10 protein-coding genes are annotated in these 11,652 nt (G+C 46.8%); 4 read left to right on the top strand and 6 right to left on the bottom strand.

Annotated elements, in window-relative coordinates; genetic code table 11:
- Positions 1-221: 221 nt before the first annotated feature.
- From H605_RS18515 to H605_RS0116920, 4 genes are all read right to left on the bottom strand, one after another.
- A complete protein-coding gene (locus H605_RS18515; RefSeq protein ID WP_051210654.1) occupies positions 222-2,015 on the bottom strand; it encodes an efflux RND transporter periplasmic adaptor subunit in 1,794 nt (597 codons plus the stop codon).
- Between the two features lies 1 nt (position 2,016).
- On the bottom strand, positions 2,017-2,739 hold the full coding sequence (locus H605_RS0116945; RefSeq protein WP_029055270.1) for a hypothetical protein: 723 nt from the start codon (positions 2,737-2,739) through the stop codon (positions 2,017-2,019).
- A 1,133-nt stretch (positions 2,740-3,872) separates the two neighbouring features.
- Positions 3,873-4,322, bottom strand: coding sequence for a hypothetical protein (locus H605_RS0116925; RefSeq protein ID WP_029055269.1), 450 nt, complete (start codon positions 4,320-4,322; stop codon positions 3,873-3,875).
- Between the two features lie 157 nt (positions 4,323-4,479).
- On the bottom strand, positions 4,480-4,812 hold the full coding sequence (locus H605_RS0116920) for a hypothetical protein (RefSeq protein WP_211225437.1): 333 nt from the start codon (positions 4,810-4,812) through the stop codon (positions 4,480-4,482).
- A 166-nt stretch (positions 4,813-4,978) separates the two neighbouring features.
- Between H605_RS0116920 and H605_RS0116915 the strand changes: the two genes are divergently transcribed.
- The 3 genes from H605_RS0116915 (at position 4,979) to H605_RS0116905 (ending at position 9,807) form a co-directional block, all read left to right on the top strand.
- Positions 4,979-5,404 carry a helix-turn-helix transcriptional regulator gene (locus H605_RS0116915; RefSeq protein ID WP_029055267.1) on the top strand — a complete coding sequence of 142 codons (426 nt, stop codon included), beginning with the start codon at positions 4,979-4,981 and terminating at the stop codon, positions 5,402-5,404.
- Positions 5,405-5,494: 90 nt separating this feature from the next.
- Positions 5,495-7,069 (top strand): hypothetical protein, encoded by a 1,575-nt coding sequence (locus H605_RS0116910; RefSeq protein ID WP_029055266.1) that lies wholly within the window; start codon positions 5,495-5,497, stop codon positions 7,067-7,069.
- Complete coding sequence (locus H605_RS0116905; RefSeq protein WP_029055265.1) at positions 7,066-9,807, top strand: DEAD/DEAH box helicase; 2,742 nt, start codon at positions 7,066-7,068, stop codon at positions 9,805-9,807. Before H605_RS0116910 ends, H605_RS0116905 begins: the two co-directional genes overlap by 4 nt.
- Positions 9,808-9,858: 51 nt before the next feature.
- Here the strand turns inward: H605_RS0116905 and H605_RS19060 are convergent, their stop codons facing one another.
- Positions 9,859-10,014 carry a hypothetical protein gene (locus H605_RS19060; RefSeq protein ID WP_155979569.1) on the bottom strand — a complete coding sequence of 52 codons (156 nt, stop codon included), beginning with the start codon at positions 10,012-10,014 and terminating at the stop codon, positions 9,859-9,861.
- 338 nt (positions 10,015-10,352) lie between these two features.
- Positions 10,353-10,766: a single-stranded DNA-binding protein gene (locus H605_RS18260; protein ID WP_037562348.1), complete on the bottom strand. Its 414-nt coding sequence runs from the start codon at positions 10,764-10,766 to the stop codon at positions 10,353-10,355.
- Positions 10,767-11,010: 244 nt separating this feature from the next.
- On the opposite strand from H605_RS18260, the gene H605_RS0116890 reads away from it, so the two are divergent.
- Positions 11,011-11,463 (top strand): YwpF family protein, encoded by a 453-nt coding sequence (locus tag H605_RS0116890; RefSeq protein WP_029055264.1) that lies wholly within the window; start codon positions 11,011-11,013, stop codon positions 11,461-11,463.
- The last annotated feature ends 189 nt before the right edge of the window (positions 11,464-11,652 follow it).

Below are 11,652 nucleotides of genomic sequence, written 5' to 3'. Positions count from 1 at the left end.
CGCCTTGCTTGATTTAGTTCAATGCGCTAGTCGTATGAGCGGATAGCATGCTTGATAGAGCGGGTTAGCGTGGGCATTGAGCGGACAAGGTGTTTGATAGAGCACTTAAAAGAAAGTTTGAGCGCGGCGGCTTCGCCTTGCTTAATTTAGTTCAATACAATGTCCACACGAGGATCCTCCACCGCAAAAACGAAAAAAACTGCCCCCTAAAGGGCAGTTTTTCATCGTTTAATCAAATACCGTACATAGTGTTGCCAAGGCGTTGTTTTCCATTGTTCCCATTCCGGCAGATAGAGCGGCAGTGGGTGGAAGACGGATTGGTGCTCGAGGCTGCTGTCTAGATCGTCGTTGTGCAATGCGATCACTCCTGGTTCGACGCCCGTTGTGAGGACGGTTCGATCAAGTGATGTGAATGGTGCTTCGACTGTGTTTTGGACTGCTCGTCCATTGTTGTCTAGCGTCCATACTTTCGCATCGTTCTGGTATTTGTCCGTTAGCCAGTTCGTTTTGACACTGACGACTTGGTTTGCTTCATTTGTTTGAATGAACGTGTTGACGTTTGTGCCGAATGGCAAGTCCATTTGCTCGTCGTACGGTGCAACGCGCACTTCGTAATATGCTAGTGGATTGTCTTTTTGTGTATTGCCTAAGGCTTTATACGCTTCTAGCCATTCGTCGTCTTTCGCAGGCACTTTGGATACCGATACGACGACTCCGTTAATTGTGGAAATGTTATTCGGGTATTCCGGCGTGATGCGTTCTTGAGCTTCAGCCAGTTTCTTTTGTTTATTAGTTAAGACAGGCTTACCTTCAGGTGAATCATTCACTTCAGGATTAGAAATTGTTCCGTCCGGATTTGTCGTTGCATCATCTGGATTCGGAGTCTCCGTTGTTGGCGTCTCCGTGTTCGGCGTAGTTTCCGTATCTGAATTGTTATTATTCGAACTGCCCGGTGAAGATACCGGTGTATCCGGTTGATCGACTGAACCGTCCGGGTTACCCGATGTGCCGTCGAAATTCTCTTCAGGAGCATTCGAATTACCAGCTGGTGGTTCTGTATCTGTTCCGTCGATTTCCCTTTTCGGATCGTCGTACGGTACGGTGCTCGGTGGTACGCCGTCAGCAGATAGAGACGCTACGGCTTTGCCTTTTGCACTGCCGATTCCGTCTTCTGTGTCTTCAGGTTCTATTGGTTCTACTTGATCTTCTGGTTGTTCATTCGGATCGACTTTCGGTGTGAATGGTGTTTGGATCGAGTCGTGCTGGATCGTAACCGGCGCGCCCGTTTCCACGCTTGGCCATTCGTTGTCAAGAACGTATGTGACAATCGTCTGGTCGGTGCTGTAAATATCAATAGATGGTGATTCGCTATCACGTTTGATTGCTACGACATAGCCGCTGACCGGACTCGTCAATGCAGACTCATTCGGTATTTCAGCGAGCTTTGCTTCGACAATTTCCGTTTTTCGCTGCACTTCTGCGAGATCACGCTCCGCTTCCGCAATCGCTTGCGCAAACGTTCCATCTTCTCTCACTTCAATTCCGACATTCAAATTGACACGCACTTTTTTCTCGTCGTTCGTATCGTAGTAATCGCTGTCGTTTTTCGAACCGCCCGCAGAGGACTGTTCATACTCCAGATTACTAATCGTTTGTGAAATCGAAGACGACTGGTTTTGTAACGCGGATAGTTCCGACTCTAGTTCATTGCGTTTTGAATCGATATGATCCACTTTCAATGAAGCGAGCTCCGTTCCAAAGTCCACTGTCTCCCCTTCTTGAACGAGCCATGAATCTATTGTCTGGTCGTCTTTCAGGTAGATCGTATGCAAATCTTTCGGTGAAATGAATCCTTCTTTATCGAGCTCTTTCTTGTAATCATCCGCAGACAGCCGTTCGTACTCACTGACGTACTGCGCTTTCGGAATGACACTTTTTTCAGCGAACACCAAATACGTGTTCAATGCTAAGAACGCTGTAACGAGGACTGTCACGATGATGTTTTGTGTTTTCATCTTATAGTCCCCCAATCATTAACAAGTTCAACATTTTTTCGATGGGAGCAAAGCCAACTGCTGCTGTGATCAATGCAAAGACCACTTGCAATGCGATCAACATCCACAATGCCTGCTTGCGGATACCTTTATGCTCTACAACTTCTTCACCGACAAGTGACGTTTCCACTTTCGAGAAGCTGATGAAGCGATATTGAACCGCCACGATCAATGCAGAGAAAATCGTAAGTTGATTGACAAATAGAATGATGTACCAATTATCCAAAAATGTTACCGCGAGTGGTCCGAATGAAAGAATCGAAACCGCTGCTGTTTTTCCAGCAACCGCGAAGATCAGGAAATTGATGAGTTTTTCAATTAATAATAATCCCGTGACCACTAGCTGCAACTTCAGCAATGGTTTAAACGGAATTTTCGTTAGCATGCTTAAAATCCATGCAACGCCCCAGAAATGGAACGACATGTAGATAATGGCCCAGAGTATGGCGCCGACTAAAGCGGTGATGCGACCAATGGTGAATTCATCGAGCGAACCGTTCGCCAAGATATACGTCATCGTCCCAGTATTCATGCCCCACATATCGCGGAGGACGAACAGGATGATGCCCAAAATGAATACGCTAAACACACGGCGTTTGAATCCAGTGACGGTTCCTTGCCCAATTTCAACGGCAAGCCGGTCAGGATAAACTAACGAACGCCAGTAACCGTAAGTAGAATACATATGTACTTCTCCTTTGCCTCCAACTTTTCCACTGATTATATCAGTTTCTATCTCTCTTACTTTATCAAAAAATGACGGATTTGCAACGAATGTCTCGTTTTGTTGCAGAATTTGGCAATAGAGTCGGAGATTTAAGCGCTGAAAAGGAATAATGAAGTTACATAGCGCATGGGATTTCCGCTCCAGATGGGGGACGCTTTCTGGAGGGCGCGGTCCGAGCCTCCTCGTTCGCTGCGCTTCCTGCGGTGTCTCGAACTCGCACTGATTGTCGCCCCCACCTTCCGCTCCAATCCTACTCTCAATGTTGATAGATGTGCATCACTCACTGGCAGTACATTGCAAATTATTGTGGTTATTAAACTAGCTTGAGTTCAACTGCAAATGCAATCACAACCACAACTTCAATGAACCACAAAAAGTATCACCCACTCAGTTTGCAAGGGATTGGCGCGTAGGAGGGGCGACTCCCGATGGATCAGCCCGATCAGGTGAGACAACCAATAGGGAGCCCGCGACCTGGTTGGCTCACCGCGGGCCCATGGGAAAGCGTCCCCTCCGAAGCGCAAATCCCAACCCCTATCGACCGTCAACCCTTCAGATTATTCACAATCCCAACTTCAATGAACCACAAAAAGTAACAACCACTCTGTTTGCAGGGATTGGCGCGTAGGAGGGGCGACTCCCGATGGATCAGCCCGATCAGGTGAGACAACCAAAAGGGAGCCTGCGACCTGGTTGGCTCGCCGCGGGCCCATGGGAAAGCGTCCCCTCCGAAGCACCAATCCCCAACCCAACAGCCCGTCAGCCTCCGCCACTAAAAACCTCCTAGTCCATTAGATTCATTTAATTATCTGAATGTTTTTAATCTAAAGAAATAGTCTATAATAGGAAGTAATAGGGTCAGATGGCTCTAATTACAAAAAGGAGTGATGAGCGATGAACTTGGAAAAGACCATTGAGTTTACGTGGCAAGACTTTGCACTAGGCCTTGGCGGATCAGGACTATTCGTAGTGGCGCTCCATTTCCTGACACTATGAGAAACCGCATAGCACAACGCACATAAAAACACCTCAACGTCGACGCACATAGATGTGCTTCTAACTGAGGTGTTTTTAACGTTTTAGTGTGATGATCAAATCACTCGCAGTCCTTCCATCAACTCCTTAAACAAGAGTTGGTTTTTCGTTTCTAGCGCATAATCTACCATTCGTTCCCAATTATCTTGCTCCAACTTCTCCACCAAACCGTCCGCTTCACGCATGTACTCTTCCTGTAGATGGCCTTCCAATCCCATCGCTCCTTCGAGTATAGTCGACAAATGTAAATGCAAATCGGAAACTAGCAACAATTGATAAAGTGGGATCCGGATAAATCTGCTGCCTCGCTGAAAGACGAACACTTCTCCTAAGTTCTCAATCTGCAGATTTTTCGTATTCACAACGATTTCTTTACCTTCTTCGGGGATGAATTGAAACACCTCATCGTTTCGCTTAATCGAGAAATATTGATAAGCGAATACAAGGCGCAAGTTGAATTCTTCTTTCCTGGTGAAAAATGGCTTGATTCGCTGTATGACTAGCATATCTTCCCCCTCCTCCTCAGTAATTTGAATTTTCCGATTATTATTAATATATCACATTAAAGAGGATTTTGTGCATGATATGAGTCGGAAACCATCTAATATACCAAGAGAATTTTTCAGAAAACGGTCATAGTGGCGAATCACGCCGTCTTTCGGGTTATTCATCACGCCCTACAAGAAAGGTTTTGGACACTGGCTGATACTCAATATTTCCTTCTCGCAATTGTTCCAGTAATTGCTCGCTCGCATCCACGTTCGTTTTCTCGTAAGAAAAAATCATTTGATGGTTTGCGTACGAGATGACGACTTGCTCGAACATCATCTCTTCGCGAGTGACGTTATACAAATATGTAACGTTGCCATTTGGATCATGGACGGATTTTTCGGAGTATTGTTCAAGAGATTCGAAGAAACATAGCTCCCTTGCGCTTACGGGTTCCGGCTTTTGTACACGGTGCCGCAATTGAGGTAAGTGTAAAATCAATTGCACTTTTTCTATCACTTTCGCCTACTTTCTATTTTTTATCACAATCTTCTCATAATATTGTAGAATAATCTCGTAATTGTCAATTCGTCAATTCATATTGTCTAAATGACAATTTAACGAAATACCGGATTCTTTTCTTATACGATGGCGAGAAAAATGGGTGATGAAGATGAGTTTCGGAACACAATTACGAGAATACCGCGATGAGTATTTACATATTTCACAAAAACAGATGGCAGAGGATCTTGGAGTCGACGGGGCGACGATGTCCAGATATGAATCGAGTGAACGATCTTTCCCGATTTATTTGGTGCCGCTTATTAAGAAAATCTATAACATACCGGATGATGTATTGCTTGCGATGATTCTGGACAAACCATTAAAGACGGTACGCTCTTTTTCAAATCAAACGCTCGACAGTACCGCCACATACAAAAATGGGTTTCTTGCGCAGTACGGATCACTAATTGAAAACGAACCACTGTTGAAAGAATTTATTTTACGAGCAAATTCATTGGACCACGAGAACCGCCATTTGTTGCTGTCAGGCATGTTGAACCTCATGCAGCTATTCGATAATCAAACAGGCAAATGAAATCGGATGGTTTTTATGTTTCTCAAGTTGTGGTAAAAGACCGATAAAAACGGTATAATAGGAGGAATGCTTAAGTAAGGAGTGGATTCGGTGGCCATCACTATTGAACGAATCGCAAATATGCACGAATCACAAATTGAAGAATTCATGAATCATATTAAACATACATTTCAGTCGTCTGTCCCTGCACAGGCGGAAATTCTACGCAAGGCCGCTTCACTTGTACGTATGAACGCAATTGGTGCGTATCGCTACACGGAAACCGAGCAATCCTTAATGGCCAATATTTCAGGTACAGAGTCGGAATTCGCACGTCTTTCTTTCATGACGATGGAACCGTACTGCACATGTGCCGACGGAGACTGGTGCGCGCATCAGATCGCGGTCGTCTTTCATTTGTACTCGCAGTTTCATTCATTATCAGATTGGCTCAATACGTGGCGCCAGTCCGGGACTGTGCAGACACAATTGTCGATCAATGAGCGGACGCCAGAAGCTTGGTTGAACGCGTTATCCGTATTAGTGAAGCCGCTTACCGAGTTGAGCCCGAGTGACGGACCGACCGGTTTCTTGCATTATGCTTCCAAAATTGAACATCAGAAGACGCGGCTTTCTCCTTTTGAATGGGAATGGAAGCCGCTCTTTTCGCTGTACTATCAGCTAACGTTATTGCGAGCGGCTTGGCCTTTCCTAAATAGCGAGCTATCGGCGAATGATTCCTATCATTACGGCAAATGGCAACTGACGATTTGGCTCAATGAACAAATGTCCGAAATTAAAGCGAGCATTAAACAACTGAGTTCGAAATCACGTCTATTTGAGACGGATGCATTTCATGTGAAGCTGAAAGATTTGATTCATTCATTCGCAATAGACGAAGAAGGTTTATTCTCGAAGCGTTTTGAAGCGTTCCGTCTTGTCTATACTGAGCTTTATTCTGATGAGGCTGAATTGACAGAGGAGATTGAACGCCTGCAAAGGGAAACGGCAGAAGATGCGGCATTGTTCCGTGCGTTTCTCTATTTGACGTCGGGACGTTTTGACGAGCTTGACGAGGAGTTGAATACGCTAGATGCTACTGCTGTTCCCCAATGGTTGGCATTTGCACTTTATGCGAAGGAAGATGAGGATTTTGATATTGTGCAGTCGATTATGCAGCAATTGCTCCCTCATTTAGCCGAGCATTATCAGCAGCTTGCAGCGCGTAACCGTTCAGCGTTTGCCGAAGATATCGACGAGTTGCTGTCGCTGTCTGATGTTTCAGAAGCGCAGCGCGATCAACTGTTCCAATCGTATGGACCGGAAGCAAATCGTGCGTATGGCAAGTTTTTATTCGAACGTAATCGTTACGCCGAATGGGCTGCGCTTATGCATTTAACGCGCGGGTCAGTCGATATGATTGACAGCTCTGCGATGAAGACGGCGCTTGCGGAAGATTCGCAAGCGGTGTTCCCTCTCATGCATGCTGAAGCGTTGAAATTAGTCAAAGAGAAAAATCGAGATAGCTATCGCCGTGCGGTGCGTTTGTGGAAGCAAATGAAGACTGCTGCAAAGCGCGATGGCCGCAATGAATTTTGGAACCGTTATGTCCATACAGTCCGCCAGCAATTTCCACGTCTGCGTGCACTGATGGAAGAGATGGAGAAAGGAAATCTACTGCTATGACCGATTCGAACATCTTACAACTTTCATTAGAGTTAACGTTACAAGAAGGACAAGACGGCCTCTTCATCGTGTCCGCAAATGTCGCAGGTGAAACGCGCAAGATCGATGCCGATATGTTGGTGTCGTATTTATTTTATTCGGATGAGCCTACGATGTACGGCATGTTGGTGGAGCAGCGGGATAATTGGCTCGATGTCTCAATCGATATGTTGCTGCGCTTGTTCTCGGCTGGTAGTCATCCGTATGTGCAATACACAGGTGCTACGTCTGACGATCAACAAGTGCTGACCGACATTCGTGAAGCCGCGACATTGTGGAAAGACCCTGCGCTATTTTCATACGTTGAAGCGAATGAATCTGGACTGTCGTTCGATCTCGATAAAACGCATTTATCCGAGCAAGCTGGACGATATATCTCGCTTGCAATGCGTGGTCAGTTGGCGACGCTTGGTGTCTCGATGGCAGATTTCCCTGCTTTGTTGCCGCACTTCAAGCAGTATGGCTGGCCGAATACCGAAACGTCTAAGTTACCGTTCCGCGTAGCCCTTCGTTTGACGGAGCCCGATGTTGATGAGACGGATTGGTTGCTTGAGACGATTCTGATCAGTGATCGCGGTGCGCAGTGGTCGCCAGCGGCCGGTAAAATAGCGGGTTCGATTGAAAATGCTTTGCCAGCAAAACGTAAGCCGTATGCGGAAGATATCGAAGAACGTCAAGCTGAGATGGTCGGGATTTTCCGTTCCGTTGAATGGTATGAACCGCGACAATTCATGCATGTGCCGTTAAATGATGCGCAAGTGCGGATTTTCATTCAGGAAGATCTGCCGCTTTGTCAGGCATTTGATTATCCGGTAATACTGCCGGCTTGGTTAAAGAACGTGACGGAGACGAAGTTGAAGATTCGGACGTCTGCAGGTATGCAATCGTATCGTTCGTCAGCAAGTCTCGATCAAGTGCTGTCATTTGATTGGCAGTTTTCACTCGCTGGGGAAAAGATCGACAGAAATCAATTCCAGAAGATGGTCGATGAGAACCGCGAGTATATCCGCGCGGGCGATGAATGGTTCCATTTGGATCCCGCATGGCTCAAACGTATTCGTGAGTTGATGGAGCAAGTCGATGACGGTGAATGGACAGTGAAAGATTTGCTGTTCAATGAAGTGCCGGAAGAGATTGCGCCTGTCTATGATGAAGAGGAAGAAGACGATCCGTTAGTAGCATTTTCGATGCAGCAGTCTTTGCGTAAAGTGATGAATATGCTGCATGACAAGAAAGGGTTGCCGCCTGTTCCCGTACCGAAGACGTTGCACGCTGAGCTACGTCCCTATCAGCAAGAAGGTTTCGAGTGGCTTCATTTCATGCGTGATAATAAATTTGGCGCGGTGCTCGCGGATGATATGGGACTCGGTAAAACCGTACAGCTCATCACGTATTTGCTGTATGTGCATAATTTACCGGAAACCGACTCCCCTTCGTTGATTATATGCCCGACAAGTGTCATGGGTAACTGGCAAAAGGAACTCGAACGTTTCGCACCTTCATTGACGGTACACGTACATTACGGGACGAATCGTGCACGCGAGGAACAGTTTGCAGATATGATGAGCAAGCGTCAGGCGCATATTATTTTGACGACGTATGGAACCGCTACGCAAGACGGCGAGATGCTGTCGATGTATGAGTTTGCGAATGTAACCATTGATGAAGCGCAAAATATTAAGAACTTACAGACGAAGCAATCACGGGCGATCCGGAAGTTGCGCGGTGGGCATCATATCGCGTTGACGGGTACGCCGATCGAGAACCGTTTGTCGGAGTTATGGGCTATTTTTGATTTCATTCACAAAGGATATCTCGGCAGTTTCCGTAAATTTAGCGAGGAGTTCATCGTGCCGATTGAGCGTGATGATCTCGAAGCGGAGAAGCGGAAATTGCGTGCTCGCATTCAGCCGTTCATGATGCGCCGGACGAAGAATGATCCGGAGTTGCGTCTGAACTTGCCTGAGAAGCTCGAGCAAAATGAATATGTACCGCTGACGCCTGAGCAAGCCGCATTGTATGAGAGTTTTGTTTCGGAGACGAAATTTAAACTTGAGACATTGACAGGATTTGAGCGTAAAGGCTTGATCTTGAAGATGCTCAGTCGGTTGAAACAATTATGTAACCATCCGGCATTATTCCTGAAAGAACCGCCAGCCCCTGCTGCCGAGTTGACGACGCGTTCCAATAAAATGGCACGAATCGTTTCGATGGCAGCGGAGATTGCGGCGAACGGTGAGCAATGCTTGATCTTCACGCAGTATATTGGCATGGGGCAGATGATCCGTCAGTGCTTGTCGGAGTTGCACGGGATTGACGTGCCGTTCTTGACGGGTAGTATGCCAAAAGGACAACGTGATGCATTGGTCGAGGCGTTCCAAAACGGGGAATTCCCGATTTTCATCCTGTCGTTGAAAGCTGGGGGCACCGGCTTAAATCTGACACAGGCGAATCACGTATTGCACGCGGGCCGCTGGTGGAATCCGGCTGTGGAGAACCAGGCAACGGATCGAGCGTACCGTATCGGGCAGACCAAATTCGTGCATGTGCATAAATTTGTGACTGTTGGGACGATCGAGGAAAAGATTGACGAGATGCTCGTCGAGAAGGCAGCGTTGTCAGCTGATTTGATTCATTCGAGTCAGTGGTTGACGGAGCTCAACGATCGAGAGCTCGAGGATTTGCTGACGTTTAATTAACCTATTGATGATTAGGACCTGTATCGAAAGTGGATGCAGGTCTTTTTGTATTCATTTTATATCAGGGATGAGGAAAGGGTTTGTTTTGATTGTTTCGAGGTAATTGATACGCTCGTTGAGGTTGGCGATAATGCGGATCAGCTGGCCAATCTGGTCTTCGAGGCGTTGAATATCTTGTTTCTGCGCGACTGTAGGTGGGCTGTGCATGTGGGCTTCATCCTTTCTATGAGCGGGTATGTATTCCGTCAGCCCGCCCCGCGGAAGTGGTCTCCGACAGAAACGGGCGACGGATGAGTTGGCGTAAAATTGATTCAGTTCCTATGCTGAATGTACTCCCGGCATCACAGAGGATCGGGTCCCCACCCGCTCTTGCTTCTGCCGAATAGGTAATGCTAGTTGGCGAATATGCTTGTAGTGTCGTGTAATGTTCTCTTTTTTCATTTCTCTTCAATTGTGTGTCATCCATCTCTTTTCAGGAATTGATCAGCAACGGATGTGCTACGGCGAATTTGCCTTGGTCTCCTCCCCTTTCGTTTTGGACCTGTTTAGAAAATAGGCAATGCGGTTTCGGTTGTTTTCGCTTCTTCAAAACGTTCGGGCTCAGTAGATGAATGCGTTCTCATTTCTGTGTGTTGAGGTTTAGCTGATTTCGACAGGAAGCGTATGTCGCTGCACATGACTTCTGTGACATACACTTTCGATTGATCTTCGCGTTCGTAGTTCCGGGTCTGAATGCTTCCACTGACGCCTACGAGCGATCCTTTGCCACAGTGACGGACTAAGTTTTCGGCGGATCGTCCCCAGACGGAGCACAGCACGAAGTCGGTTGCTACTTCCCCGTTTGCGTTTTTGAAGCTGCGATTGACAGCGAGGATGAACGTGGTGTTGACACGTCCTGATGCGTGTTCTTTTAATACGAGGTCTTTGGTGATGTTCCCTACTAAAGCCACTTGGTTCACGAGTGGGTTCCTCCTTTCTTTGTGCTGCCCTTATCGTAATCTACATGGGATCTTGTTGGCAAAGTGGCAAAATTGAATTTTGATTCGATTTTCGGCGTCGTTTTTCATTTTTCATTCGAAGGGATTTTGGGACATTCGCGGTAGTATGCGATTTCCGCTTGGTGGGGTATACGGCATTTTTGAATTCTCGAGTATTTTATGATTTTTATGCTATACTTGGGAAAATTGTACCGAGGTGATGGAATTGAAGACGTTTAAGATGATTTCGGTGGAAGTAATTCAGGAGAGTGGCGTGCTTGCGTTTCCGCTGTTTGATGGCATTATCATCAACCAGGAGAACAGTCATCGTTTGTGGGTTCTTGAGCTGTTCATTGATGCCAAGCATAAGGACATTATGGAAAAGTGGAAAGTTGAGGAAACGTTGCTGACCGTGCGCGTCGTGATTTCGTATCCTGGTAACGAGCCTGCTTCGTTTGATGTGGCGGTGGAAAACTGGCGGCAGATTGGGGATCGGATTTCTGTGTTGATGAAGGGACGTTTGAAGCGTGTCCGATCGAAGTATCCGGAGCATTTGCTTGAGGAATTGCTGGATGAAGGTTTGGAAGGCGATGCGTTGCTTGAGCAATTCCAAACGGCCATGTGGGATCGCCCGAAGTTGAAGCGCGATATGGAGAATGATGAGATGACGAAGTTGTGATGGATGGGCTGCCCTTTTGGGTGGCTTTTTTTGTGTTTATTGGGGTAGGTGGTAGAGCGGATATGTGGCTGCATAGAGCGGTTGGGCTTGGGCATTGAGCGGTTGGGCGGCTGTATAGAGCGGTTGTGGAAGTGGATTGAGCGGATGGCGCGTGCGATAGAGCGCTTGGGAGGATGTATTGAGCGGCTC

It is taken from the genome of Sporosarcina ureae DSM 2281 (assembly GCF_000425545.1).
GTDB classification, from domain to species: Bacteria; Bacillota; Bacilli; order Bacillales_A; family Planococcaceae; genus Sporosarcina; species Sporosarcina ureae.
This window is presented reverse-complemented; position numbering and strand designations above follow the sequence as displayed.

What these genes read in the sequence shown, in the direction of transcription:
- H605_RS18515 (WP_051210654.1), bottom strand. Translation starts at nt 2,015, where the DNA reads ATGAAAACACAAAACATCATCGTGACAGTCCTCGTTACAGCGTTCTTA.
- H605_RS0116945 (WP_029055270.1), bottom strand. Translation starts at nt 2,739, where the DNA reads ATGTATTCTACTTACGGTTACTGGCGTTCGTTAGTTTATCCTGACCGG.
- H605_RS0116925 (WP_029055269.1), bottom strand. Translation starts at nt 4,322, where the DNA reads ATGCTAGTCATACAGCGAATCAAGCCATTTTTCACCAGGAAAGAAGAA.
- H605_RS0116915 (WP_029055267.1), top strand. Translation starts at nt 4,979, where the DNA reads ATGAGTTTCGGAACACAATTACGAGAATACCGCGATGAGTATTTACAT.
- H605_RS0116905 (WP_029055265.1), top strand. Translation starts at nt 7,066, where the DNA reads ATGACCGATTCGAACATCTTACAACTTTCATTAGAGTTAACGTTACAA.
- H605_RS19060 (WP_155979569.1), bottom strand. Translation starts at nt 10,014, where the DNA reads ATGCACAGCCCACCTACAGTCGCGCAGAAACAAGATATTCAACGCCTC.